The sequence below is a fragment of the bacterium genome (assembly GCA_021372535.1).
Classification (GTDB): domain Bacteria; phylum Latescibacterota; class Latescibacteria; order Latescibacterales; family Latescibacteraceae; genus JAFGMP01.
The window spans coordinates 1-26,490 of record JAJFUH010000181.1 but is presented as its reverse complement, the minus strand read 5'-3'; the positions used below and the strand labels follow the sequence as shown (position 1 = coordinate 26,490).

At 49.4% G+C, this 26,490-nt stretch carries 22 protein-coding genes; 8 read left to right on the top strand and 14 right to left on the bottom strand.

Annotated elements, in window-relative coordinates:
- A partial coding sequence (locus LLG96_16015; protein MCE5251714.1) for a BlaI/MecI/CopY family transcriptional regulator occupies positions 1–257 on the bottom strand: 257 nt, incomplete at its 3' end.
- Between the two features lie 428 nt (positions 258–685).
- Here LLG96_16015 and LLG96_16010 point away from each other — a divergent pair.
- The gene (locus LLG96_16010; GenBank protein MCE5251713.1) at positions 686–1,471 is read left to right on the top strand and encodes a class I SAM-dependent methyltransferase; all 786 of its coding nucleotides are present in this window, start codon (positions 686–688) and stop codon (positions 1,469–1,471) included.
- 96 nt (positions 1,472–1,567) lie between these two features.
- Here the strand turns inward: LLG96_16010 and LLG96_16005 are convergent, their stop codons facing one another.
- A complete protein-coding gene (locus tag LLG96_16005; protein ID MCE5251712.1) occupies positions 1,568–2,671 on the bottom strand; it encodes a Na/Pi symporter in 1,104 nt (367 codons plus the stop codon).
- Between the two features lie 945 nt (positions 2,672–3,616).
- Between LLG96_16005 and LLG96_16000 the strand changes: the two genes are divergently transcribed.
- Both LLG96_16000 and LLG96_15995 read left to right on the top strand, forming a co-directional pair.
- The gene (locus tag LLG96_16000; protein ID MCE5251711.1) at positions 3,617–4,516 is read left to right on the top strand and encodes a PTS sugar transporter subunit IIA; all 900 of its coding nucleotides are present in this window, start codon (positions 3,617–3,619) and stop codon (positions 4,514–4,516) included.
- 4 nt (positions 4,517–4,520) lie between these two features.
- Positions 4,521–5,801 (top strand): ArsB/NhaD family transporter, encoded by a 1,281-nt coding sequence (locus LLG96_15995; GenBank protein ID MCE5251710.1) that lies wholly within the window; start codon positions 4,521–4,523, stop codon positions 5,799–5,801.
- A 60-nt stretch (positions 5,802–5,861) separates the two neighbouring features.
- Here the strand turns inward: LLG96_15995 and lipA are convergent, their stop codons facing one another.
- Positions 5,862–6,725, bottom strand: coding sequence for a lipoyl synthase (gene lipA, locus LLG96_15990; GenBank protein ID MCE5251709.1), 864 nt, complete (start codon positions 6,723–6,725; stop codon positions 5,862–5,864).
- Positions 6,726–7,294: 569 nt separating this feature from the next.
- Here lipA and LLG96_15985 point away from each other — a divergent pair.
- The 3 genes from LLG96_15985 to LLG96_15975 all read left to right on the top strand — a co-directional run bounded on the left by LLG96_15985 (position 7,295) and on the right by LLG96_15975 (position 11,131).
- Positions 7,295–8,254: a thiamine pyrophosphate-dependent dehydrogenase E1 component subunit alpha gene (locus LLG96_15985; protein MCE5251708.1), complete on the top strand. Its 960-nt coding sequence runs from the start codon at positions 7,295–7,297 to the stop codon at positions 8,252–8,254.
- Entirely contained in the window at positions 8,254–9,270 is a 1,017-nt protein-coding gene (locus LLG96_15980) for an alpha-ketoacid dehydrogenase subunit beta (protein ID MCE5251707.1), read from the top strand. Before LLG96_15985 ends, LLG96_15980 begins: the two co-directional genes overlap by 1 nt.
- A 514-nt stretch (positions 9,271–9,784) precedes the next feature.
- On the top strand, positions 9,785–11,131 hold the full coding sequence (locus LLG96_15975) for a Gfo/Idh/MocA family oxidoreductase (protein MCE5251706.1): 1,347 nt from the start codon (positions 9,785–9,787) through the stop codon (positions 11,129–11,131).
- Between the two features lie 116 nt (positions 11,132–11,247).
- Here LLG96_15975 and LLG96_15970 read toward each other — a convergent pair whose 3' ends face one another.
- Together LLG96_15970 and LLG96_15965 are read right to left on the bottom strand one after the other, a co-directional pair.
- Positions 11,248–12,444 carry a hypothetical protein gene (locus LLG96_15970; GenBank protein ID MCE5251705.1) on the bottom strand — a complete coding sequence of 399 codons (1,197 nt, stop codon included), beginning with the start codon at positions 12,442–12,444 and terminating at the stop codon, positions 11,248–11,250.
- A 112-nt stretch (positions 12,445–12,556) separates the two neighbouring features.
- On the bottom strand, positions 12,557–13,576 hold the full coding sequence (locus tag LLG96_15965; GenBank protein ID MCE5251704.1) for an MtaA/CmuA family methyltransferase: 1,020 nt from the start codon (positions 13,574–13,576) through the stop codon (positions 12,557–12,559).
- Positions 13,577–14,277: 701 nt separating this feature from the next.
- Between LLG96_15965 and LLG96_15960 the strand changes: the two genes are divergently transcribed.
- Complete coding sequence (locus tag LLG96_15960; protein MCE5251703.1) at positions 14,278–15,543, top strand: [FeFe] hydrogenase, group A; 1,266 nt, start codon at positions 14,278–14,280, stop codon at positions 15,541–15,543.
- A 63-nt stretch (positions 15,544–15,606) separates the two neighbouring features.
- Entirely contained in the window at positions 15,607–15,933 is a 327-nt protein-coding gene (locus tag LLG96_15955) for an iron hydrogenase small subunit (protein MCE5251702.1), read from the top strand.
- A gap of 253 nt (positions 15,934–16,186) precedes the next feature.
- Here the strand turns inward: LLG96_15955 and ispE are convergent, their stop codons facing one another.
- The 9 genes from ispE to LLG96_15910 all read right to left on the bottom strand — a co-directional run.
- Positions 16,187–17,080, bottom strand: a complete 894-nt coding sequence (gene ispE, locus LLG96_15950; protein MCE5251701.1) for a 4-(cytidine 5'-diphospho)-2-C-methyl-D-erythritol kinase — start codon at positions 17,078–17,080, stop codon at positions 16,187–16,189.
- 9 nt (positions 17,081–17,089) lie between these two features.
- The gene (gene cdaA, locus LLG96_15945) at positions 17,090–17,848 is read right to left on the bottom strand and encodes a diadenylate cyclase CdaA (GenBank protein ID MCE5251700.1); all 759 of its coding nucleotides are present in this window, start codon (positions 17,846–17,848) and stop codon (positions 17,090–17,092) included.
- Between the two features lie 2 nt (positions 17,849–17,850).
- Entirely contained in the window at positions 17,851–18,678 is an 828-nt protein-coding gene (gene folP, locus LLG96_15940; GenBank protein MCE5251699.1) for a dihydropteroate synthase, read from the bottom strand.
- A 147-nt stretch (positions 18,679–18,825) separates the two neighbouring features.
- Entirely contained in the window at positions 18,826–19,386 is a 561-nt protein-coding gene (gene folE / locus LLG96_15935) for a GTP cyclohydrolase I FolE (GenBank protein ID MCE5251698.1), read from the bottom strand.
- Positions 19,387–19,441: 55 nt separating this feature from the next.
- Positions 19,442–21,631 carry an ATP-dependent zinc metalloprotease FtsH gene (ftsH, locus tag LLG96_15930; protein MCE5251697.1) on the bottom strand — a complete coding sequence of 730 codons (2,190 nt, stop codon included), beginning with the start codon at positions 21,629–21,631 and terminating at the stop codon, positions 19,442–19,444.
- Positions 21,632–21,907: 276 nt separating this feature from the next.
- Complete coding sequence (gene tilS, locus LLG96_15925) at positions 21,908–23,326, bottom strand: tRNA lysidine(34) synthetase TilS (GenBank protein ID MCE5251696.1); 1,419 nt, start codon at positions 23,324–23,326, stop codon at positions 21,908–21,910.
- A gap of 37 nt (positions 23,327–23,363) precedes the next feature.
- Positions 23,364–24,239, bottom strand: coding sequence for a bifunctional methylenetetrahydrofolate dehydrogenase/methenyltetrahydrofolate cyclohydrolase FolD (folD, locus tag LLG96_15920; GenBank protein MCE5251695.1), 876 nt, complete (start codon positions 24,237–24,239; stop codon positions 23,364–23,366).
- A 116-nt stretch (positions 24,240–24,355) separates the two neighbouring features.
- A complete protein-coding gene (locus LLG96_15915; protein ID MCE5251694.1) occupies positions 24,356–26,053 on the bottom strand; it encodes a formate--tetrahydrofolate ligase in 1,698 nt (565 codons plus the stop codon).
- Between the two features lie 249 nt (positions 26,054–26,302).
- Positions 26,303–26,490, bottom strand: a 188-nt coding sequence (locus tag LLG96_15910; GenBank protein ID MCE5251693.1) for a citrate synthase, incomplete at its 5' end; no start/stop codon positions are given.

Below are 26,490 nucleotides of genomic sequence, written 5' to 3'. Positions count from 1 at the left end.
TGTATCATGGAACCCGCTGCCTGTTCCTTATGAACTTTTGCACGATAATAAAAACTTTTACCCGACCTTCTGCGGCTCAGGTGTCCCTTTGTCATCAGTATGGACAGGATTTTCCGGATGGCGCCGTCCGAGAGCTCCCGCCCGCGTTCACGGAGCGTTGTCTGGACATCTTCGGTCGAAACCTCCCCGCTGGCCCATATGATCTGCATGAATTCGAGCTCGACCTCGGTAAAGGTCGACGATTTTCTTCCCGGCATATTCGATTCCTCCCATGGACACGTTTATTCGATAATCTTTTCTCGCTTATTATGGCACACCGTTACGTTTTTGTCAAGAGAAAAGATTATCGCAAAATATTTTTTTCGGCTTATCACAGGGGAAGCAGCTTATTACGGAATACGATCATCAAACATGCATTCGAAGAATTATAAAGTTATTTTCAAAAAAATATTTATTATTTATATGTCATTTGTCAGGTCAGTGATATATATTAACACCTTTAAAAAAGCGTATTATACCCTTTAAAAGGCACAATCTCTCTCCTATAACCACTTCTTTTCTCTTCCCATAACAAACGGACATTCTCTATGATAAAATGCATGAACTATGCAGAAAACATTACATGTATGTTATATAACTACTTCACACGAAAAATGGTATCCGACTTTATTCACAGGAGTTTTGAATGAACGGACTTTATAAACTGCCACAATACTATGATATTGCTTTTACGGAAGGCCGCGACATCGATACCGACACGCGGTTTTTTATCGACTGTTTCCAAAAACATGCAAAAAACGAAGTCAAGTCAATTCTCGAAGCAGCCTGCGGGAGCGGGGCCTACCTGACTTCCTTCCCCCGATATGGATACCGGATAACCGGTTATGATATCAGCCCCGAAATGGTGCAATTCTCTCAAGACAGGATTCTCTCTCACGGTATGAATACCTATGCCGATGCGGTTCTCGGCGATATGCGATCCATACGGTTCGCGCACAAATTCGATGCGGCGCTCACTCTTATCAGCAGTCTCAGCTACTGTACCCGTGATGATGATTTGAAACGGCATTTTGCTCTCATGTCGGATACCGTCCGCAGTGGCGGGATTTATATCGTTGAAATATTTTTTATATGCACCGATATCGCGAGCGAAAAAATGCCCTGTGAAACATGGTCGGCCCGCAGCAACGGAACAAAAATAGATGTTCTGTGGAGAGTGGACAATTACGACTACCTGAAGAAAATCCGGACAGTCACCATGAATATGTGCATCAAAGAAAACGGTTCGAGCAATACCATTGAAGAAAAACATTTTCTCCGTCTCTGGTATCATGACGATTTTCTGTCATTCGTGCGCGAAGCCGGATTCAGACTCGAAGCGGCATACAATCAATCGTACCAGCCTGTTCCGGTCGATGTGCCGTTTACCGGGGAACTTGGCGCCCTCTACCTCGTTCTGGTAAAGGAATGACGGCGACTTCCATGTGATCACCTTTTTCGTACCATATGAGAGAAGCACAGGGAATCCGGACACTATTACTCCCGCTGCTGTCCACATGCCTTTGAATTAAAAAAAAGTGATTATGACAGGCAAGATATGTAAGGAGATATAGATTATCAGAAAAATCAGGAAATGCTTTTTTGACTTCGCGGCAAATCGTGCAATTGTTTTTGCGGTCCACAACGGTACAATCCTGAACGGATAAATGATCATTATTCCGAAAATATTAAACAGCATATGAGCGAATGCCACCGTCATGGATGCCTCGATACCGAGAGCCAGCGCCGCGAGGATTGCGGTTACGGTCGTTCCGACATTAGCGCCGAGGGTATAGGGGAATATCTGTTCCAATGTCAATACACCGGCGCCGGCGATCGGAACAATGATCGAGGTGGTAATGGAACTGGACTGGATAATAGCGGTAAGAATCAATCCGAACAGCATACTTGACAGAGCGTTTCTGAACAGATACCTGTTAAGAAAACGGTCGACCTTGTTCATGATCATTCCATGCATTGATTTTACTATCTGTGCCAGGGAAACAAAGAGAAAAACGAGCGACACGATAATAAGCACAATATGATTGTGAATGATACCGGTCACAATCGAAACTGCCGGATCGAGAATAATCTTGAGGGGGCTCACCAGTTCGAAGCCACCTGCTCCCCTGAACGCTCCTGTCAGAAGTAAAGCGGAGCGCCGGAGGATTCCTGTATAGAGCTCCAGCGGGAAGAGTATTATGGTCGCATAAATATTGAACATATCGTGAACGATTGATGCCCGGAATGCCCGCTCGAACTCGATTTTCCTTCCGACATATCCGAAAGACACAATGGTATTGGTGACCGTCGTACCGATATTCGCTCCCATTATCACGGGGATTGCGCTTTCGAGGCTCAGGGTTCCCGCGCCGACCATCGCAACAATAATGGATGTGGTTGTCGAAGAGCTCTGAATAATACTGGTAATAAAAATCCCGAGCACGAGACCGATGAACGGATTTGATGTGGCATGCCTCAACGCCGAGATAAATCCCGCACTGCTCGCCTTGAATCCTACTCCCATAAGATCGATACTCAATAAAAAACAGTAGACATACACAATGATTTTCAAAAACTCGTATATCATTGTGTTGTTCGAAGGCTTCGTTTCAATTCCTGGTTCTAACATAATGCCTCGTCATTACTTATTTAATCCGACCTGTTTATAAAAATTCGATGGAAAGCGGATTTTCGCAGATTAATTTTTCTTTATATATCATTTTTTTAGATTGAACGTTAAAATACTTATTAAAGATAGTATAAATAATCTCTTATCTATTTGTTTCCTGGTGTCCTGGTGGTAAAATATTCTCATTAATAATCCGAGTTAATGACTGACCGATACATATTTGTGTTTGGGGAATGGACTAACGAAAATCGGTATCGTACACCCGCTCATGGCGTGTAAGGAAAATATAATTCTGTACAATTTTCACACGATAGAGGTGGAAATGAGAAAAATACGAGTGATGAAAAAGTGTGAGAAGAAAAACAAGGGCATGCGAAGAGTTGAGGAAAAACTTCGCAGGACTGTATCCGCACATTCCCGGATCCGGCGCCCGAAAAACTTCCGTCACAGAGGAAGCCCTTTATTTATAAAAAGGGAAGACTGCTGAAAATCAGATATCGGTATGCTTCATAAAAACATTGTAAATGAAACCGTATATGAAAAAAACATTAAAATTTTGCATATAATATACTAGCCCATTCGTCGCAGAACAATATAAAACAAACCGGAGATAGACCATGTAATTATTTTTGTACTATAACCATGAACCTTGATATATATTTACGCTGAAGGAGATTTTTCACGTATACTGTTTATATAGACAGTAGATTTCATCAGCAGGATATCGGCCATTAATTAATAGCGCATAATGAGTTTGGAAATATTGTAAAATGAACTACCACGCACCGTGATGCGAGGTATCACGGACAGGAAACTCCAGCCCGCCATCGTCAGCTCCTCCCTCTCTTCCAAAGAGGGGGAGGATCTGAGTTCAGAAAGACCGGAAGGTCTTTCATTTCACGCGATGAAATCATCGAGGAATTCTCTTGATCAGGGGGAAGGATTATGAATCTCGTAAATCTCATCAATACAGATCTTGTTTTTATCGGCCTCAAGGTCGAGTCAAAAGAACAGGCTCTCAGATTTCTTGCCGAAAAAATAAGCAAGGTGTTCTGCTGCCTTTCACAGGATGACATTACATTAAAAATCCTGGAACGTGAAAGTATTTCCACCACAACGCTGCCAAACGGAGTTGCAATCCCTCATGCCCGCATCGAGAATTTCAACGATCTTGTTATTTCGGTATTGATACCCGCGGCTCCTGTCATGGATGGAGACATACCCATACGAGTTTTTATTCTCACATTGACAGACCTTGCAAAATCAAACCTTTATCTGAATGTTATCGCCTCGATAGCGAAAATCTGCCAGAACGAAGAAAACATACAGCATCTCATCAGCGCCCAGTCACGGGAAGAATTCATAAAACGGGTACTCGCGTTCAATATCGCCGTGAAAAAAGTTATTTATGTCCGTGACATAATGGTTTCGCCGCCTTTATACCTATACCCCGACTCCACGGTTAAAGATGCTCTGGACCTCATGTCGAAGTATCAGATCGGTTATATCCCGATCTGTGACGAACATCAGAAAATACTGGGAGAAATAATTATCACCGATATTCTTTCGCTCGGTCTGCCGCAGTATACACAGATGCTGAGTAATCTGAAATTTCTTTCCTCTCTCGAACCTCTCGAGGACCTCCTGAAAAACGAGTCGGTCATCACACTCAAATCAATCATGAGGAAGCCATCGATTATTTTCCAGCCCGATTCGGTTATAATCGAGGTTATTTTTCAGTTTATCAAAAACAACCATCGAAGATTCTTCCCCGTTGTGGAAAACGATAAATGCATCGGTGTTATCAGTTACATGGATATTATCAATAAATTTTTGAGGGTGTAGGGAGATGGATTTAAAAATAATTATAACGGTTGGAATCTTTGTCTGTGTGTATATAATCATCTCGCTTGAATTGATAAACAAGGCATCAATCGCCCTGTTCGGTGCATCCCTCATCCTGCTGCTGAAAATCATCCCTGCAAAAACAGCTTTATCCAAGATCGATCTGAATGTCATCGCGCTCCTGATTTCCATGATGGTTATCGTGAATATCGTTAAAGAAACGGGGATTTTTCAGTATGTTGCCATTAAAACGGCAAAACTTGTCCAGGGTGAACCATTCAGTATACTGTTATTACTTATGTTACTCACGGCGATTTTTTCAGCATTTCTTGATAATGTCACCACCATTTTAATCTTAAGTCCTCTCTCGATTCTCATCGCTGTCGAACTCGGAATCTCTCCCGTGCCGTTTCTGATAACCCAGGCCATCGCCTCAAATATCGGCGGAACATCAACTCTGATAGGCGACCCTCCCAATATCATGATCGCATACGCCACTAGCCTGTCGTTCAACGATTTCCTGGTTAATCTGGGGCCTCTCATCATTATTATCATGCTTACATGCATACTGGTAACCGTCGTGTTTTTCCGGAAAACCCTCGTCGTACCGTTTGAACGGCGAGCCCGGATAATGCAGTTCGACGAATCAAGTTCGATAACAGACAGGCCATTCCTCTATAAGGCACTGTTTGTTCTTATGCTGGTTATAGTGGGATTTTTGCTTCATGATACCATTCATGTTGGGCCAGCAGTAATAGCCATGACCGGCGCAACCCTGCTGTTAATAATATCGAAAAGCAATCCCGACGAGTACTTTGCGGAAATCGAATGGATTACCATATTCTTTTTCACCGGGCTGTTTATCATGGTCGGTGCGCTGGAAGAACTGAAAATCATAGAATTTCTCGGCGACAGAATTATCGCCGCATCCGGAAACAATATAAACGCCGCCGTGTTCAGCATCATCTGGGGATCCGGTATTCTCTCGGGATTTATCGATAACATTCCGTTCGTGGCTACGATGATACCCCTCATTAAGGTGCTGAACGCAAACTACGGGGCGTCTATCGGTCATGTTTTATGGTGGTCTCTCTCTGCCGGGGCATGTCTCGGAGGGAATCTGACACTGGTTGGAGCAACGGCGAATGTGATTTCCGCCGGTATAGCACAAAAAAATGGTTTTAAAATCACATTTCTTGAGTTTACCAGATACGGAATTGTGTATACCCTTGTCTCGTTGATCGTGACAAGTATTTATATTTATTTCCGTTATTTATTGTTATAAGAAAGGGACAAAGAGACAGAGGGACAAAGAGAGAAGAAAAAACGGGAAGGATAGAATGGATCAGGAATCCCGGTATACTGATTCGAACTGTTCTTCCGCATGATACGAACTTCGCACAAAGGGGCCGCACACCGCTTCACGGAATCCCATTCTCAGTGCAATATTCCTCCACCGGTCGAACTCACGGGGAGGTATGAACCGCTGTACCGGCAGCAGTTTTTCGTCCGGCTGAAGATACTGCCCGAGTGTCAGAAGCGAGCAGTCCGCCCGCACAAGGTCCGCCAGAACACGGCGAACCTCCAGGGCGGTTTCACCGAGCCCCAGCATGAGACCGGACTTGATCACAATTCCCCCGTTATATTCATGAGCACGTTTCATCAGCGCAAGAGAACGTCCGTAATCGGCGCCCGGCCGAACGATAGGATAGATACCCGGTACGGTTTCAATATTATGGCCGAGCACATCGGGACAGGCTTCCATAACCGCGGCAAGCGATTCATCCAAGCCCCCGAAGTCGGGAATCAGCACCTCGATGCGGGTTTGAGGAGAACGTTGCCTGATTGCCTTGATTGTTGCGGAAAAATGGCACGATCCCCCATCCGGCAGATCGTCACGCGTCACCGATGTAATAACAACATACCGTAAGCCGAGAGATACGACAGCTTCTGCAACATGTGCCGGTTCGGAGGAATCCGGAGGCAGCGGAACACCATGATCGACCGCACAGAAACGGCAGGAACGGGTGCATCGGTCCCCGAGGATGAGAAATGTGGCCGTACCCATCGAATAACATTCCCCTCTGTTGGGACAGAGCGCCTCTTCGCATACGGTATTGAGCCGGCATGTTTTCAGGACATCCCGGACATTCCGGAATGAAGCCCCGAACATGACCTTTTTTTTCAGCCACGGCGGTTTTTTTACCATGTTTTCCCGACTTTCATGAGACAATTATATACGACAACCCTGCATGGTAATATAATACACTCTCTGCACGGGCGAATCCGAATAATTCACAAACCATTTCACTACGGAGACACTATTAAAAGCTCAATAATCTGTCTTAAACCACCGATTCCGGGCAGAAATCACCCCGATAACGAATACTCCGACTCACCCGATGAAGCTGGCAATTCACTTCTCCTGCACTTTTTTAGTTATATTTTCAGAAACGTTTTCAATATAAATTTGTCTGGCTGTTAATAATGTATTATCTTTTATACATGCGTAAAACACGGAAGCCTCGCGTAAATAACACGACCCCTTGAAATCTCTGTCCGCATGATACAAGAAATTACGCATCTGACAGGAAATCGAGACAGCAGAGACCATTCCGGGAAACAGGTGCCTCCGGGGTGCAGAGTGTTTGAGCCACCGGGGATACAAGATCTTTTCTCCCTGTTTCGCGCCCGTACCGTAACCGTCTCACTGCTGTTTCAGGGTCAGCGCAGGAAAATCGTCATCCGCTTGAATGAGTCACACCGGGAGTAACTGGCATGTATTCAAAAGAGTTTCTTACCCATATTTATACACAACTTTATACGATCCGCACGTTCGAGATGCAGTGTATACATCTGTACCGTCAGGGCATGATACGAGGCTATTTTCATCCGTATACAGGAGAAGAAGCCATTGCGGTCGGAGTCTGCGCGGGTCTCGGGGACAACGATTATATCACGAGCACTCACCGCGGTCATGGTCATTGTATCGCCCGGGGAGCCGATCTTAATAGAATGACAGCGGAACTGCTCGGTAAAAAGACGGGCTACTGTAAAGGTCTCGGCGGGTCGATGCATATCGCTGACTTTTCTTCGGGTAATCTCGGCGCAAACGGCATTGTCGGCGGAGGCATCCCGATAGGAATCGGAGCCGCGCTCGGAATCTCGTTACGGGGAGAACAGGGTGTGGCCGTTGTATTCACCTCGGATGGCGCGACGAATAACGGTATTTTCGGTGAATCGCTCAATCTTGCGGCAATCTGGAATCTGCCGGTGCTCATCGTTGTGGAAAACAACCACTACGCAGTATCCACACCCATCGAGCAATCCACACGCGTACCGGATATTTACAAACGCGGCCCGGCATATGGTATAGACAGTTTTTCCGTGGACGGCAACGATGTTCTGAAAGTATACGAACACGCACAGGACGCCATTGCCCGGTGCCGCTCCGGCCGGGGACCGGTTCTCATGGAAGCGAAGACATTCCGTTTCGGCGGGCATCATGTCAACGATCCGGGCCACTATATGCCAAAAGACCGTATGGCATACTATAAATCGAAAGACCCCGTCCTTGTGGGAAGACGGTATCTCATGGAAAAGGGAGGCGCGACGGAAGACGAGATACAACTTCTGGAAACGTCGATAACCCGGAAAATGGATGACGCCATTCTCTTTGCTGAAGAAAGCCCCGAATTGACACATGAAGAACTGATGAACATAGTGGAGAGATATTGATGACCGACACGGTTTCACAAAATAATACGATGCTTTCGCGAACAATCACATACCGTGATGCCATAAACGAAGCGCTCAAAGAAGAAATGCGCCGCGATCCTTCGGTTTTTCTACTGGGAGAGGATATCGGCGAACGGGGCGGATCATATAAAGTAACGGCCGGGCTGCTCCAGGAATTCGGGCCGAAACGAGTCATCGATACACCGATAGCGGAAGCGAGTTTCACCGGCATAGGAATGGGCGCTGCCATCAGCGGAATGAGACCGGTTGTCGAGGTGCCGTTCGTGGATTTTACCATGCTCGTGATGGACCAGCTTGTCAACCAGGTTGCAAAGTACCATTTCATTACCGGCGGAACACGGAAAGTACCGCTCGTGCTGAGAACGCAGGGAGGAGTCGGCAGCGGTCTCGCCTGCCAGCATTCTCAGAGCCTCGAAGCGTTCTTTTATCACATCCCCGGCCTGAAAATCGCGGTTCCCTCGACCCCGTACGATGCCAAAGGGCTGCTGAAAACCGCCATCAGGTGTGACGATCCGGTGATATTCCTCGAACACAAGCTCCTCTATACAGCCGAGGGGGCCGTTCCCGAACAGGAATATCTCATCGGCTTCGGAAAAGGCGGGATAAAGCGGCCCGGCAAAGATGTCACCGTCATTGCATGGCTCAACATGATACCCCGTGTTCTCTCCGCGGCTGAAAAATGCGCCCGTGAAGGCATCGACATCGAGGTAATCGACCCCCGCACCCTCGTACCCCTCGACAAGGCTCTCATCCTCGATTCCGTCCGGAAAACACGGCATGTCATCATTGTCCAGGAGGCAATACGCCGCGGCGGTGTCGCATCCGATATCGCATCGATCATACAGGAAGAGGCATTCGACTGTCTCGATGCACCTGTCAGGATCGTTGCAGCCGCAAATTCACCCATTCCGTTCAACGAGGCGCTCGAACACACCATTATTCCTCAGGAAGATGATATTACGGAAGCGGTATATCAGATCATACATAAATCATAACCAACATATTATATACAGCAGCTTATTTTCATTTAAAGATCAGAACTGACGGTAATATTTAAAAAAAGCCCCCTTTCTGTCACTTCGTGACATCCTTTCCCCTCATGAGGGCAGGATATAACTGCAAGCACCACAATCTGTTGTCACCCCCGGGGGGAACAGGCGCGTATGCGCTGAAGGGGACTGTTGTTATTGCTTCGGTGATTAAACAGTGACATCAGGTGATGTCAAACCGAACTTGTATCGGTGTCTATGCCTGATATGAGTATCATCATTTATTCGCCGAAGCAATAATAATAAGAGATAGTACATCGGGAATTGTGTAGATTCATTGAAAACCATAGCGTTTACAATATATTATACAAATTGAAATGATATTTAACCGGACACTATTGTTTAACGATATGTAAAAAGCATGTATTACATTCAGGTGTGATTCTTTCTGATGGTTTTAACCGGTCTTTGATAACCTGAATACTTTCCACAGGTACATTCAAACGGGGGGGAATAGCTCATGGCTGAGGAGATGAAAAAAAGAGGGAGACGATCCTTTCTCGGAACCATCGGCGCCGCTGCACTTACGACGGCTTCGATACCATTGATGAAACCGGGTGACGCACAGGCTCAGTCTGCCGGAAAAAAGCTGAAAGTCGCGCTCGTAGGAACAGGAAGCCGTGGAAGTACCATGTGGGGCAAAATGGTCAAGGATAGTTTCAGCGATGTGGTGGAATTTGTCGGGCTGTGCGACATCAACTCAAAACGCCTGGCATTTTCCAAACAGTATATCGGGGTGAATTGCCCGACTTTCACCGATTTTGACGAGATGGTGAAAACGACGAAGCCTGATTCAGTTATTGTCACCACCGTAGACTGCTTCCATGCCAAGTACGCCTGCCGTGCCATGGAGCTCGGATGCAACGTAATATGCGAAAAGCCGATGGCGACAGATGAAAAGCTGTGCCAGGAAATGCTCGATTGCGAAAAACGCACCGGCAAAAAAATAACCGTAACATTCAACGCCCGGTATGGTGCGCCTCCCGAGCGTATCAAGGAAGTGCTCATGTCCGGGGAAATCGGACAGATCACCTCGGTCGACTTTCACTGGTACCTCGATACCGATCACGGCGCCTCGTATTTCAGAAGATGGCACGCGTTCAAACAGTTCAGCGGCTCCCTGTTCGTTCACAAGGCGACGCATCATTTCGACCTCATGAACTGGTGGCTCGAAGCCGAACCCGTGGAAGTCGTCTCGTACGGCAAACTCAATAAATACGGTTTCAACAGCCCGTTCCGGGGCGAACGGTGCATGACCTGCCCCCACAAGGGCACCTGTGAATTCTACTGGGATATAACAAAAGACGAATTCATGATGGACCTCTATGTCAAGGCTGAGTCAGAGGACGGTTATCTCCGTGACGCCTGTCTGTTTCGCCCGAAAATCAATATCTGGGACACTATGGCTGTTCAGGTCCGGTACCATAACGATGTTATGATGAGCTATTCGCTCAACGCCTTCATGCCGTACGAGGGATACAGCGTCTCGTTCAACGGCACAAAGGGAAGGTTCGATGCCCGCATCTACACCACGCAGCCGTGGAAAGTCGACAGGATCGCCGATTTCCGTATCACATCCCTGTTCGGGAGGTCGCGGACGTTTTCGATCGAGAGTGAAGAATCCGGAGGTCACGGCGGCGCCGATCCCAAACTGCAGGAGAGGATTTTCAGAGGCCCGCTTCCCGATCCGCTCAAACAGGCTGCGGGAAGCAGGGACGGCGCTTTGTCGATAATGATCGGCATCTCCGCCCGCCGAAGTATCGAACAGCAGCGTCCGATAAAAATCGAGGAATTGGTAAAGATATAGTTTATAGTTTATGGTTACTGGTTTGTGGTTTGTGGTTTGTGGTTTGTGGTTAATAAAGGGTGGTGAATAAATATCTTTTCACCACCCTCGTAAAATTATCAGGTAGTTCAGAAAAATCAAAAATAATACGCCCCGTTCAGATCGACATCATACAGCTTCGAGCCGATATTCTTGAGTTCGCCGATCGGTCCGCGGAAGATCAGGAGATCGAGGGAATATGTCTGGGTGTCGCCCTTGACAAGCTTTTTAGCCGGGCTGTGACATTCGACCTCGCAGAAACCGCCGGATTTCCCGTCATCGTTGTACATCTCGACAGCATCGCCGTACGCGCTCGGCTTGCCCCAGGGTTTGTCCACATATTTCCCGCTCGGATCGACCGAAAACACCTTTGCATAGAGAATACCGGTGCCGTCACGGTTGTCCCTGAGGAACGCCTCGCCTTTGCCCGCGGCTTCGGGCCGGACACCGATCTTGCTCCGGTATTTGCCGTCTATCTTTACCGAAATTATGTTGTTTTGGACAACAAGCCGGTCGCCGAGGGGATTGAAGTATTCGCGGTATGCGGTCTTCGGGTCGGCGCCCTCACGGAGCGGAATGAGCATGGTGCCGGACGGATTGAGCTGGAGGAGGCTCCAGAGGCAGACAAAGGGAAGCTGCTCGCCGATGACCTCATCGGAGCGGTTCGTAATGGAATGCGTCTTGCGGATACCCAGGAACTCGACTCCCGCAGGAAGCGCGCCGGCCTCTGCCGGAGGAGTTGTCAGAAGCTCGATGCTGCGCCTGAACGTGATTTTGTAAACCTGGCCGGTGTTTGCGGGAATATCCATGTCCGCTTCAAACGAGGCATTCTGAGCCGATTGTTCGATCACCCGGAAGGTAACCGGATCGAGCGCAGAGGGAACAAACCACGTACCCGGATCCTGGTTGGCATCGACGAAGAAGAGGTCTTCAGGCGCAAGCCAGCTCCGCAGGCCTCCGGCATTCCAGTTAAGCGGCTTCTTCTCCCATATCGAGCCATCGAGAACGGCGGTATTGACCCACATGAGATTCTCGTCGGCAGCGCCCTTGATGGCGGCTCCGAGAACACGGGCGCTCAGCTCCGGTGTGATAATGATCTGCGGGCCATTCTCAGAACCGAGAACCACAGGCTGGCTTCGTCCTTTAAGTGCGTTCAGAAGAGCCTGATTGCTGTTGGCCGGCGCCGGTTTTATAACTCCCGGATCCTGGGAACACGCAACCATGCCGAATATGATTACCACAGGCAGCATAACCGAGACTGTCCAGACAATACCTTTGATAAGTGCCGGATACATCGTACGACTCCTTAACGTTAAGAATGGATATTACATGTTTCGAGTTTCAATGAATATATACACGGAATAACCGTATGCGCAAGAGATAGCACATGAACGGTTATAATCCCTGTCAGCCGCCGAATCCGGGATTATGAAGTTTTTTGACCTCATCGGCAAGAATTTTCAGGTTCATACAGGGTGCATCGAGGGGAACAGCGCACTCAGGGCCGATGATATCGATGCCGCACCCAAATTTTTCCTCAACATCACGGGCCACGATTTCTGGCGTACCCTCACGTATCACGGTAAAATTGCTCGTTCCACCCATAAGCGAGAGACTGTCACCGGCAAGCTCTCGCGCGGTTTGTGCCGGTACTTTCGAATCGAAATGGAAACACTCCATCCCGGTCTGGCGGATATATTTGATCCTGTCGGATGTATCACCGCAGATATGGAGAATAAGCGGGCACGGGAGTTTCTCGCTCATTTCCTGGTGGAGCTCCAGGAGAAAATCGCGGTATGCATCGGGCGAACAGAGGTCGCGCGTGGCATGATCGGCATAACAGAGGGCATCGGCTCCCGCCTCGACCTGGGCGGTTCCGAAGGCAAGTGTAACCTGTTTCAGGCTTTCCATAGCCCGTTTGACCGAATCGGGTTTGAGGATGGTGTTTATAAGAAACTCCTCCACACCGAATACATGATATCCGAGCGTCCAGGGGCCAAATACTTTTCCTACTACGGCGACCTCGTTACCAAACCGCCGTTTCAGTATTTCTATCGCATCAAGCGGTACCCGGCACTCTTTTTTATTCAGAAAATCGCCGGGAACGCGTATCTCGTCATCGATTTTGTAAAGATGATCCCGCGAATCAGGCATTCTTCCCATCTCGCCCCAGTCGACCGTGCAGCCGAGAGCGGCGGACTCATGCCATACACTGAAGAGCGGCATGACATTATCGAATCCGATTACGGTATGCCCCGCGGCCGCAAGACCGGCCATCAATTCGGCATCAAGGTGCGCCTCGGGGAAAAAAATGCCTGTCTTTTTCATGAGATCGACGGTAACCACCGAGGTTGCACTTCCGGTCGCCGGCCGCGGCGTCGGCTGACGATGAAGCGCTTTCATGAATATCTCGCCGGGTGTCAGCATAACTACAAACCCCCTTAATCATTATCAATTCTATCATATCAATCACTATTTCGTATACAGTAAATTATAGGTTTGTAATCGATGTAACCAGCATTTTTTAAACACTCATGTAAATTATCAACGGTAATAACGCATTTCAGCTGGATAATTCACAAAATTTAGTCTCCATGATGCACAGCCGCAAAGAATAATTCCAGTATTTTTAATGTTATAGTATTTTTATCATGTTCATGCAGATAAGTACAGATATGTATTAATAATACAAATCCATAAAATCCGGTTATCCAGTATGATAAGCCTATAACCTTTTTTAATCAGAATCGATTATTTTTTCCGATGGTATGTGATTCCCCCTGCCTGCGGCATCCCCCCTTTTTAAAGGGGGGAAGATGGGTCGGCTTCCCCTTTGTTTTATAAGGGGGATACGGCGAAGCCGAGAGGGATCAATGATGTTAGCTGACTTAACTGGATAACCGGAATCCATAAAATCCGCAGTCGGTTGTATTTTATGAAAATATGGGCTTATATTATAATAATATATTTATAATATTATTGTCAATATTTTAAAAGAAACTTTTAAGGTTTAACCGAGTTTAATATTGCAGAAGGCAGAAGAAATTTCGTATATTCAAAATGCAGTGGTAAATAATGAATGAAAATAATTACTTCATAATCATAAATAATACGGAGTTGGTCTTTTCATGAGAAAAATCGGCAAAGTTACGTACGGTACCGAAGCCCCGGCCCCGGGTCAGGCGGATAAAATCAGGTTTGTCGATGTCGATCAGAAGGTCTGCATCGGCTGTCAGCACTGCGAAGACATCTGCCCGACCGGCTCGATTGTCGGAGTCGAACCGAACAAGCGCTGGGTGCCTCATCATATTCCCCATCCCGAAACCTGCATATACTGCGGCCAGTGTCTCATCAACTGCCCGGTCAACGCGATTTACGAGCGGGTTTCGTTCATAGATGCGGTCAACAAAGCCATCGCCGACCCCGGTATAGTGACCGTCGCGATGCCTGCCCCCTCGATTCGTTATGCTCTCGGCGAGGAATTCGGTATTCCCGAAGGCACGTATGTGGGCGGGAAGATGTTCGCGGCACTCAAGAAACTCGGTTTCGACATTCTGTGGGATGTCGAATTCGGCGCCGATGTCACCATCATGGAGGAAGGCACCGAGCTCATCGGTCGTGTTACCGGCAAGCTCGACAGGCCGCTTCCCCAGTTTACTTCCTGCTGCCCGGGCTGGATACGGTATGTGGAAACGTTTTATCCCGAACTCATACCGCATCTGTCGAGCACAAAAACCCCGACGCAGATCAACGGCGTTCTCGCCAAGACTTATGGGGCCGAGAAAATGGGCGCCGACCCGAAACGCATGTTTACCGTGGCGATCATGCCCTGCGTATCGAAAAAATTCGAGGGACTCCGCATAGAGAACCAGGCCTCAGGGAACCGTGACATCGACGCGACAATCGATACCCGTGAGCTTTCCTATATGATCAAGGAGGCAGGCATCGATTTCAAGAACCTTCCCGACGACGGCAAGCCCGACGATCTGCTCGGCCTTTCGACCGGAGCCGGAACCATTTTCGCTGCCACGGGAGGCGTCATGGAAGCCATGCTCCGATATGTGACTGAAGAACTGAGCGGACAAAAGCTCGATTCGGTCGATTTCGCGCAGGTCCGCGGCCAGAAGCATATCCGTGAGGCTTCCCTGACTGTCGGGGGTAAAACGGTAAAAGTCGCGGTCGTCAACGGTCTGAAAAATGCGCGGGAAATATGCGAACAGGTTAAAGCCGGTACATCTGGTTACACCGCCATCGAGGTCATGACCTGCCCCGGCGGCTGTATCAACGGCGGCGGCCAGCCCTATGCCGACTGGACAAAACGCGCGGCTTATTCATGGCTTATCGACCTCCGCTCGAAGCTTGCCGCGCTCGGTAAGGATTTTGAGCGCGCTTAGTTCGTACGGCATGGGAACTCTATAAAGTAATGAACGATGATTTTTCCCGATAAGGAATGTACCATGGTACACAAACTGATTAAAAACGGATTCAGCAGCGGAAGACGGGTGTTTCTTAAATCTATGACCATCGTAACCTCCATGGTCATTGTGGGAACCCGGATCACCGTCAACGCCTACGCCGAGGTGAAAGATTACCTTACATCAAGGATTGCGGCTATCTACAAGCATGACGAGGCTATGAGATACCGTAAATCCCAGGATAATCCGATGGTGAAAAAACTGTATTCCGAGTGCATGTCGCACCCCATGTGCGAGAAATCGGAAAAATACCTCCACTCACAGTACACAAACCGTTCGGCGGGTATCGATAAAATCAGAAATTTCTGATAAATATCACAATCTCAACTATAAAAAAACCCCCGGTTATTGCAGAGTAACCGGGGGTTTTTTTATTTTGGTCATACATGACGAAATATTTCATTGCGTTTATTTCAAAATAGATGCCGAAACAAGTTCTGCATGACCGTCATCCTGAACTCGTTTCAGGATCTACTCGCATGGTATATGCGAAATTATTTATATCGCCATGTATAATATCTTTGACCGTGTATATCATCGAAAAACGCCAGCGTTTTCATCTTCACTGATATTTCTTGACGATAAATGCATCTAATCCCTCTCCCTTAAACGAATCCGCACAGAGTCCGGCAGCGCGCCGATCATCAAATATACCGAGAAGAGACGATCCGCTGCCGGTAAGAATCGACGCACGGGCATCGCAGGCGTCCAGACGATTCCGGATATCGGCAAGCTCCGGATAGTGTTCGTAAACAACGGGTTCAAAATCATTGCCCAGAGCGCCGAAAAAACTGTCTTCCGTAAGGTTTCCACCATTGAGCTTCTTTATCATGGAACGGTAATTTTCTAGGGTATATCCATAATTTTTCAGGCTGCGGTACGCCCAGGCGGTCGAAATCCCGAATCCCGGATAAACAAGAACATAGGTAAAATCAAACGGCCAGGCGATTGGGGTCACCGTTTCACCCCTGCCGGTGATGACAGCAGTACCGCCGCGGATAAGAAACGGGATATCCGAACCCAGTCCGGCCGCGATTTCTTCAAGTGTTCCTGCCGGAACATCGATGCCATGGAATTTCCCGAGCCCCCGCAGTGCCGCTGCCGCATCGGTGGACCCACCCGCAAGACCGGCGCCGACGGGAATGCGTTTATCAAGCTCGAAACGGATACGGCTGCGTATCCCGAAACGACGGCAAAAAATCTCTTCTGCTTTAAGGACAAGATTTTCGGGTCCGGATGGGATATCGGGGCGGTTGCAGAAAAGACGCTGTGCATGATTGATATCGGAAATACTGCCGGAAGAGCGTTCATCCCCGTGCGATTCGGTCATAGTGAGTTCATCGCACAAACCGACTGTCTGAACGATGGAGCAGATATCATGATAACCGTCGGGGCGCTTGCCGATGATGCTCAAGCCAAGATTGATTTTCGCAGGAGCCTGTACTCGGACAGTCATAAGAAAACCTCAGCTCAAAAGAGAAATGAGATTGGTTCTCAGCTCAGCAGGGGACAGATTGCGGATCAGTTTTCCATCGCGGGCGATGGAGATTTCACGGGTTTCTTCGCTGACGACGACGACGACCGCATCCGTTTCCTCGGTGATTCCGAGTGCCGCGCGGTGGCGCGATCCTAGGGCGCGGTCGATTTCCTGGGAATCCGACAAGGGGAGCAGGCAGTTTGCGGCTACGATATGATCACCGCGGATTATGACCGCAAGATCATGGAGCGGCGAACCGGGTGTGAATATGGTGACAAGAAGCTGATACGATACCTCCGCTTCAAGATTCCGCCCCGTATCGACGACAGTTCCAAGCTGGGTTTCACGGGTAATCACCATGATGGCGCCGAACTTCTTTTCTGAAAGAACACGTGCCGCCGTTACAATTTCATCGAGTACCTGTTTGCCGGTTGGGCGGTAAAAAGCGCTCACAACATGCCACTGCCCGATCTGAATCAGGAGCCGCCGGAGATCGGGCGCAAAAATAACCACTATGCCGATAAGCCAGACACTTCCGAAAAAACTGATAAGCGCATTGAGAGCTTTAAAATGAGCCCAGTTCGATATCACGGCGGCGGCAAGGAGAACCAGCAGTCCGAAAATGAGCTGCATGGCCCGTGTATCCTTGATTCTCAGATAGAGCGCGTAAAAAATGAGCGATACGAGAAAAACATCGAGGATGTCGACCAGCTTTATCGGGAAAAAACCTATTTTAAACAGTTCCATGATTAACCCCTGACAGCGGCGGCAACATCACAGACCTGCCGCATGGCGCCAACATCATGTACACGGTGAACCTCGACTCCACTGCATACGCAGTGGGCGACGATGGCAGCGGTGCCCCAGATACGTTCGCCGACCGGAGCTCCCGTAACAGCCTGTATCATTCTTTTTCTCGATGCCCCAACGAGAACGGCGCAGCCGGTCTCATGAAACCGCCCCACATGCCGCAGAATTGCACAGTTATGTTCGAGCTTCTTGCCGAAGCCTATTCCGGGATCGACAAGAATCCGTTCCCGCTGGATTCCCTTTGATACTGCATGGGAAACCCGTTCCTTCAAAAAATCCAGAATCTCCCCGACGACATCATCATAGTGCGGGTCCGTCTGCATGGTCTGCGGATTACCCTGCATGTGCATGAGAACGACAGACGCCCCGGAAGCAGCGACAACATCGGCAATATCGGGATCGAAACGTAGAGCGGAAATGTCATTGACCATGACAGCCCCGGCATCGAGTGCACGGGCCGCAACCTCCGCATGGTATGTATCTATCGATACAGGTATCGAAATCTGCGGCGCCAGACGTTTTATGATCGGGATCACCCGTTCCAGCTCTTCTTCGATAGTGATCTGCTCGGCCCCGGGACGGCTCGATTCACCGCCAACATCGATGATATCAGCACCTTCCCCGACCATTTCGAGCGCTCTTTCCACTGCCCGTTCGCAGTCCGGAAATCTGCTGCCCTCGTAAAAGGAATCGGGTGTGATATTGAGAATTCCCATCACAGCCGGACGGATGCCATCACAGGTATGTGATCCCACGGTAAAGTGCAAGCTGTTGCTCCTCGGTGTCTGCGCAGTATTCAAGACCGCAACGGCGGAGAATCGTCAGTGTCATGATCCATCCGGGTTATCGGTATTGAATACCGAATCGAACTGAAACCCTCCAGCCATCTCCCACACCGTCAGCCATCGCGAATATCAACGGTCACGCATGATCATGCTGTATGCCTCGGCCCGTGACGGAGCGGTTCGCATAATACCCCTGATAGCGGAAGTGAGAATCTTTGTTCCAGGCTTTTTCACTCCGCGGATAGTCATGCACATGTGCTCTGCCTCGAGAACGACCATAACGCCTTTCGGTTTTATTGCCTCGATTATATACTCGGCGATATCGGTTGTCATACGCTCCTGAAGCTGAGGTCTCCGCGCAAGGGTTTCAACAACCCTCGCAAGGGAAGAAATTCCTACAATTCTATTGGAATCAGGCACATATGCAATATGAGCTTTCCCGAAGAACGGAAGGAGATGATGTTCGCACATCGACACAAAGGAAATATCCCGGAGAATAATCATCTCATCTTGATTTTTCGTGCAGAATACCCGTATTTCTTTCTGAGGGTCTTTCTCCAGTCCCGAAAAAAATTCCCGGTAAAATTCAGCGACCCGCTCAGGAGTGTGCTGGAGTCCTTCCCGGCCCGGATCCTCACCGATTCCCTCGAGAATAAGCAGCACACCCTTTTTTATTTTTTCACTGTCCATTCATGGTTCCTCAATTCAACCCCTCCAATTCCGCACAGATACTCCACCGCAAGGATCACTTTATTTTCCGAATCTTCTGGGCCGGTGCTTTCTTTATTACTCTCCTTCTCCCGCCCGTTTTTATGCGGATCATCCTCGTTCGCCGGGCTTTCGTTTTGTCAGAGGAATCATCGGGAGTCTTCGATTCTTTTTGTGCGTTATCGTCCGTTGCAGGTGCTTTCTTCCGGGCATCGCGTCTTCTGTTCTGGTTAGCCGGGCGCACGGGAGTAACCGCTTCCACGGCCTCACGAACCTCGGGCGCACTTGCCACGGTTACGCTTTCCCTCGGCGATACCTCTTTCGTCTCGCGCGGTTTCTCATCACGGGGGGTGGATTGCTGAGGCGTATTTTTCGGCGGTCTTCTCCTGCGGCTCCGTCCCTGACGTTTTGGCTGGGTCGAAGACATATTGAGCACACGGTCGATTTCGTTTCCGGCGAGAACCTCTCTTTTCAGGAGCTCCGCAGTCAGAAGCTCAAGCTTGTCAGTATGTTCCATGACAATCGTTTCCGCCTGCTGCTGAGCCGCTTCAACAATCCTGCGGATTTCACGGTCGATTGCGATGGCGGTTTCCTCGGAATAGTCCTTATGAGTGGCTATCTCACGGCCAAGGAATATCTCACTTTCCTTCTTGCCGAACGTGAGCGGCCCAAGCCGTTTGCTCATTCCCCACTCGCATACCATCTTCCGGGCCATCAGGGTCGCCTGTTCGATATCGTTCGAAGCTCCGTTCGTGATATCTCCGAATTTGACAATTTCCGCTGCACGGCCGCCGAGCAACACTGTCAGTTTACCTATACAGTAGTTGTACGACCAGTTATGACGTTCGTCCTGAGGCAGAAAATGGGTCAGGCCGAGCGCCCGTCCGCGTGCCACAATCGAAACCTTGTGCACGGGATCGGACTGCGGCACGAACTTGGACACGAGTACATGTCCCGCCTCATGATACGCGGTCAGACGCTTTTCTTCTTCGGTGATGACGAGACTTTTTCTCGCAGTGCCCATCATGACCTTGTCCTTCGCTTCCTCAAAATCGATCATGGTAACTTTACTACGGTTCAGGCGTGCAGCAAGAAGGGCAGCTTCGTTGACGACATTGGCAAGATCGGCGCCGGTCATCCCCGGAGTTCCTTTTGCAATACTTTTCAGGTCCACCTTGAGATCGGCCTGAATTTTTTTCACATGAACCCGGAGAATTTCCTCACGGGCTTTTACATCCGGCCAGTCTACCACGATCTGACGGTCAAACCTTCCCGGCCTGAGCAGCGCCGGATCAAGTACATCGGGCCTGTTGGTCGCCGCAAGAAGAATGACGCCTTCATTCGATTCGAAACCGTCCATCTCGACAAGGAGCTGATTGAGGGTCTGCTCACGCTCGTCATGACCACCGCCGATTCCCGCTCCGCGCTGGCGTCCGACCGCATCGATCTCATCGATAAAGATAATGCATGGGGCGTTGTTTTTCCCCTGATCGAAAAGGTCCCTGACACGCGATGCGCCGACGCCCACGAACATCTCGACAAAATCGGAACCGCTCATGCTGAAAAACGGCACACCCGCTTCGCCCGCAACAGCTCGCGCAAGGAGGGTTTTGCCGGTTCCCGGAGGGCCGACAAGGAGAGCGCCCTTGGGAATTTTACCCCCGAGGCGCTGGAATTTCCGGGGTTCCTTGAGAAATTCGATAACTTCCTGAAGCTCGACTTTTGCTTCCTCGACACCGGCCACATCGGCGAATGTAGCTTTCTGCTGATTCTCAGCCATAAGCTTCGCTTTGGATTTTCCGAAGGTAAACACACCTTTCGGTCCTCCCTGCATCTGACGGATAATAAAGAGCCATATACCGAAAATCAGAATCCAGGGGAGCGAAGATATAAGAATATTCATCCATGTCCGCTCAGGCTCGATCGTCAGCTGAACTCCCTGAGAAACCAGTTTGTCGATCAGAGTCTGGTCATAATTCCCGATGGAAACGATAATTCCGGTGTACTGGCGATTATCACCGGAGTCTCCGAGCTTCATTGGTTCGGTAAGTTTTGCTTCGAGTGTCATGTTCCTTATGCGTGCCTTATCTATTCTTTTGGCAGTGAGCAGCGTATTGAACACCGTATAATTGGCCTTATAATAATCGGATGTCTGAGAATTCATCTGTTTCCAGAGCATGATTCCCAGAAGAACCAGAAGAACGATAAATGCAAGACGGTGTCCCAAAGGCCAGCCATACTTTCCTCCCGGTTTGCCCTTACCGGCCGGAGGAACAGGTGTTTTACGTTTTCTCAGCAGATCACGCCGGTCGGGACGCTGTCTCTGATCTTCCGATTTCTGAAGATTATCCGAATCATCCATAGTGTACTTTTTATTCATGTTTTTTCGATGTTCCTTTTTTTATTCATGTTTTCAATTCTGGTGAAAAAACCCGATCATTAAAAATGGACTGAAGTCCTTTTTCAATTCATGTACTACCAAATGATAATGGTATATCCGGTTTTACATACGGGCTTCAGAGGGCCATTGAAGTCCGTTTTTGAGCCGAAGAATTATCGATTCTCCGGTTTTCCCGTTTCTCTCCTTTTCATCGATCCTCAAGTATTCCGAGGATTTCAGGCCGGGAATCCATACAGCCATGGCCCCTGCGCGAACCACAGGCATCGCTCTCCTCAGAACCTTCGGGAGTGAAACAGAGGACATGATATCACGGATTTTCACCGGCCGCTTCAAGCCGAACGGTGTCATGAATTCGCCGCGTTTTACCTGCCCGATGGTCAGATTCCCATACTTTTCCATGAGAGCCGTACTGACACGGATACGCACCCTGCCATCGACCACACTGTCCGGCGCCGCTGTATCGGACACGATTACTCCGCCATCCCCCGGAATAACCGTTTCGCCGGGGATATTCAACGGAACGGGACCATAATCGCTCACCGGCGCCGCAAATGTCACAGTCCTGTCCCCTGCCTCGCAGTGAATCCCCGCGGTAATATCATGCCCCTCAGAACCATCCGCGATACGGTCAAGAATTGTTTCGACTTCATCCATGTCTGTATCACGGCCGGCGCCTTCAAGTTTTTCCAGGCAGTATCTTACCATACGCTGCCGCAATACTTTATGATACCCCATAAATGCCGGTTTATCAAGGAGTATTTTGTATGCATCAGCGTGGATACAGCACACATGAAAAGCAGCCATCATCCGCTCCAGCAGGAAATTCTCCTGGGTTGCGGACAACTCTGCAAGCCGCGTCAGACAACCGCGTATGTTCGGAGAAAACGAACGTTCCAGTAACGGCATAAGCTCAAGCCGTATCCTGTTGCGGAAAAAGGCGGTATCGGTGTTGCTCGAGTCCTCGCGGAAACCGATGCCGGATGAGGAGAGATACCTGCGGATTTCAGACCGTTCAGCCCAGAGCAAGGGCCGTACCCATGCATCACGGGATGGCAGAATCCCGCGGAGTCCCGCAGGCCCCGTTCCCCTCAGAATCCGCTGGAGAACCGTTTCAGCCTGGTCATCGAGGGTATGACCGGTGGCAATCCTGTTCAAATTCCTCGCCGCACATGTATGTTCGAGAAAAGCGATCCGCGCCTCACGGGCTGCGGTTTCAAGGGAGCCTTTCCTCCGGGCCAGCTCTCCTTCCGGGATTCTCAGTACGGTGAGATGAATGTTCATTCGGGAGCACAACTCGCGGCAGAACACTTCATCACGGTCGGACTCATCGCCTCTCAGGGAATGGTTGAAGTGCGCCGCCTCGACGGTAATACCAAACTCTTCTTTCAAACGGACAAGAACAGTGAGCAGACACACGGAATCACCTCCGCCGGATAACGCTGCAAGTACGGTGTCGCCGTCGGAGAACAATCCATGAAGTCTACAGAATTCACTCACCTTTTTTTCAAACTCATCGCACATGAAACACCACATCTGAAAAAAACTGTAAAACACCGGTTCAAAGCTTCCGCATCGCAGATTCGATGGTATTATGCAGGAGCATTGTAATGGTCATCGGGCCTACTCCGCCGGGAACAGGCGTTATGGCGGAAGCTTTCGGGGCGACCGAATCGAAATCCACATCACCGACAAGGCGTACACCGCTCTTTTTCGACGGGTCATCGATCCTGTTTGTGCCCACATCGATGACCACAACGCCTTCTTTCACCATGTCACCGTTAACCACGTCCGGCCTTCCCACTGCTACGACAAGAATATCGGCCTGCCGCGTGTAATACGAAAGGTTATCAGCTCCGGTATGACAGACCGTGACAATGGCGTTAGCACCCTTTTCTTTCTGAAGCATAATGTTGGCGAGCGGCTTACCCACAATATTTGAACGCCCGACAATGACCAGATGTTTCCCGTCAGTCTCGATGCCGGATCGTTCGAGAAGGATTTTACAGCCGTGTGGAGTGCACGGCAGAAAACACGGCTGCCCTACAACCATTTTCCCGACATTCACCGGATGAAAACCATCGACATCCTTATCGGGATTGATTTTAAGAAGAATTTTCCCTTCGTCTATATGTTCGGGAAGCGGAAGCTGAACAAGAATCCCATGAAACCGGTTGTTGTGATTGATATCATCAACCAGAGCAAGGAGGTCGCCTTCGGTAGTCGAAGCCGGAAGGCGGTACGTATCGGAAAAGATACCTACCCGTTCGCACGCTTTTTCCTTGTTTCGGACATACGTATGAGATGCAGGATTGTCGCCGACAAGAATGGCTGCAAGCCCGGGTACTATCCCTTTCTCTTTCAGCCCGGCAACCTTCGCTTTCATTTCCTCCTGCATTTCCTGCGCGATTGCCTTGCCGTCAATTAACCGTGCCATTACTCGATCCTTTCGAGAGAGGGTAAAACATTAGCATATATATCAATTATCTGTTTTCTTCATGGGCAGGGTCAGGTCGCGACCAGTCCCTGCTACACCACACGCCAATTCATATATCAGAAAAGCCCGACAACCTTTCCGTCATCGTCGATATCGATGTTTGCTCCTGCCGGTACGGTGGGCAATCCCGGCATGGTGCGTATCTCGCCGACAAGGGGATACACAAATCCGGCGCCGGCGGAAAGCCTGACTTCACGGATGGGGAGCTCGAATCCCACAGGCCGGCCCTTGAGCCTTGAATCATGCGAGAGCGACAGGTGGGTTTTCGCCATACATATGGGGAGATTGCCGAATCCCAAAGCGGTGAAATGATCGATCTGCTTCGTTGCGAGAGGGCTGAAGTCAACGCCGGAAGCACCGTAGATTCTGGTCGCAATCGCCATAATCTTCTCCTTCAGCGGGGCATCGAGCTCATAGAGAAATCTGAAGTCGGTCGGTGTTTCCGCAGCCTCGATAACTGCTTCCGCGAGTTCGACACCGCCTTTCCCCCCTTTTGCCCACATGTTGCTCACCACCGCAGCCTGCGCACCGGCTTCAAGCGCAATCCGCTTGACCGTTTTATGTTCCCTGGCGGTATCGGTATCGAAACGGTTGATCGCCACCACAACAGGAACGCCGAAAAGACGGATATTTTCAATCTGCTTGACAAGATTGCCCGCACCCTCTTCCACCGCCTTTATATTCTCCTTGAGAAGTCCGGTATCGAGCAGTTTTCCCGCAACAACCTTGAAACGGCCGGAGTGCATCTTGAGCGCTCTGACCGTTGTCACGAGCACGGCGGCATTGGGCCTGAGTCCCGAAGCCCGGCACTTGATATTGAAAAATTTCTCTGCCCCGATGTCCGCGCCGAAGCCGCTCTCGGTGACCACAAATTCCCCTGTTCGCGTGGCTATCAGGTCGGCGATAATCGAAGAATTGCCATGGGCTATATTGGCAAACGGTCCTGCATGAACGAGTACCGGAGTGTTCTCGATCGTCTGCATAAGCGTGGGCTTGACAGCATCCCGCATGAGCACGGTCATCGCTCCGGCGCACCTGAGATCATCGGCTGTCACAGGCGTTCCGCTTGTCGTCTCGCCGATGATGATCCTGCCCAGCCGTTTACGGAGGTCTTCGAGGCTCGTGCACAAGGCAAGAACGGCCATGATCTCCGAAGCGACGGTTATATCGAATCCGGTCTGCCTCGGTATCCCGTTCGCCTTTCCCCCGAGACCGATCACAATATCACGGAGCGCCCGGTCGGAGATGTCCACAACACGGTTCCATGCGATACTCGTCGGTTCGATCTCGAGCGTGTTGCCTTTGCTGATATGATTGTCGATAAACGCCGCAAGAAGGTTGTGTGCAACGCCGACAGCATGAATATCGCCGGTCAGATGGAGATTGAAATCCTCCATGGGAACAACCTGCGAGTACCCTCCGCCGGCTGCACCGCCCTTGATGCCGAATGTAGGCCCCATCGAGGGCTGCCTGATACAGCAGATCGCCAGCTTTCCTACATGATTGAGCGCCTGGGAAAGACCGATAGTTGTGACGGTTTTACCTTCACCGAGCGGTGTGGGAGTTATCGCGGTCACATCGATATACTTTGCCATGGTGCGTTTTTTCTTGAATTTCTCAAGAACATCGAGCGAAATTTTAGCTTTATACTTTCCATAAAGCTCAATATCATCCTCCCCGATTCCGAGCATTCCGGCGATTTCGTAAACATGCTTCATCTTTGCCCGCTGCGCAATTTCAAGGTCTGACAGCATACAACACTCCCGTTGTGAAACTCCTGCTGTATACAGCAGTCATAAGCATTTATATTATATTTCAGATTTACTATTTACGATTTACGAATATATCTATTATCCCTGCCAATCGTACGAAATCATTGCTCCGGCGAAAAAATATCGATACCAATGCTTTGAATAGATGCCGAAACAAGCCCGGCATGACATCATCGATGTCCCTGTCGCATTGCCGGGGAGAAATTCATAAATCATATCGTCTGACAATTATTAACGAGACGGCTCTTCGCGTTCCGATAACGGTACAAACCTGCGGTTGAACATACCGATGTATTTCGAAGTCGGGCGGATGAGACGGTTGTTTGCATACTGTTCCAGAATGTGGGCAACCCATCCGGTAATTCTCGAACAGGCGAAAATGGTCGTATAATATTCTTCAGGAATATCGAGCGCATGCT

Coding starts and splice junctions, on each gene's coding strand:
- ispE (MCE5251701.1), bottom strand. CDS start 17,080: ATGACTGTCCGAGTACAGGCTCCTGCGAAAATCAATCTTGGCTTGAGC.
- LLG96_15955 (MCE5251702.1), top strand. CDS start 15,607: ATGGTACACAAACTGATTAAAAACGGATTCAGCAGCGGAAGACGGGTG.
- LLG96_15980 (MCE5251707.1), top strand. CDS start 8,254: ATGACCGACACGGTTTCACAAAATAATACGATGCTTTCGCGAACAATC.
- LLG96_15970 (MCE5251705.1), bottom strand. CDS start 12,444: ATGTATCCGGCACTTATCAAAGGTATTGTCTGGACAGTCTCGGTTATG.
- cdaA (MCE5251700.1), bottom strand. CDS start 17,848: ATGGAACTGTTTAAAATAGGTTTTTTCCCGATAAAGCTGGTCGACATC.
- LLG96_15965 (MCE5251704.1), bottom strand. CDS start 13,576: ATGCTGACACCCGGCGAGATATTCATGAAAGCGCTTCATCGTCAGCCG.
- folD (MCE5251695.1), bottom strand. CDS start 24,239: ATGGCACGGTTAATTGACGGCAAGGCAATCGCGCAGGAAATGCAGGAG.
- LLG96_15960 (MCE5251703.1), top strand. CDS start 14,278: ATGAGAAAAATCGGCAAAGTTACGTACGGTACCGAAGCCCCGGCCCCG.
- LLG96_15975 (MCE5251706.1), top strand. CDS start 9,785: ATGGCTGAGGAGATGAAAAAAAGAGGGAGACGATCCTTTCTCGGAACC.
- LLG96_16000 (MCE5251711.1), top strand. CDS start 3,617: ATGAATCTCGTAAATCTCATCAATACAGATCTTGTTTTTATCGGCCTC.
- LLG96_16005 (MCE5251712.1), bottom strand. CDS start 2,671: ATGTTAGAACCAGGAATTGAAACGAAGCCTTCGAACAACACAATGATA.
- LLG96_15985 (MCE5251708.1), top strand. CDS start 7,295: ATGTATTCAAAAGAGTTTCTTACCCATATTTATACACAACTTTATACG.
- tilS (MCE5251696.1), bottom strand. CDS start 23,326: ATGTGCGATGAGTTTGAAAAAAAGGTGAGTGAATTCTGTAGACTTCAT.
- LLG96_15915 (MCE5251694.1), bottom strand. CDS start 26,053: ATGCTGTCAGACCTTGAAATTGCGCAGCGGGCAAAGATGAAGCATGTT.
- lipA (MCE5251709.1), bottom strand. CDS start 6,725: ATGGTAAAAAAACCGCCGTGGCTGAAAAAAAAGGTCATGTTCGGGGCT.
- LLG96_16010 (MCE5251713.1), top strand. CDS start 686: ATGAACGGACTTTATAAACTGCCACAATACTATGATATTGCTTTTACG.
- LLG96_15995 (MCE5251710.1), top strand. CDS start 4,521: ATGGATTTAAAAATAATTATAACGGTTGGAATCTTTGTCTGTGTGTAT.
- folE (MCE5251698.1), bottom strand. CDS start 19,386: ATGGACAGTGAAAAAATAAAAAAGGGTGTGCTGCTTATTCTCGAGGGA.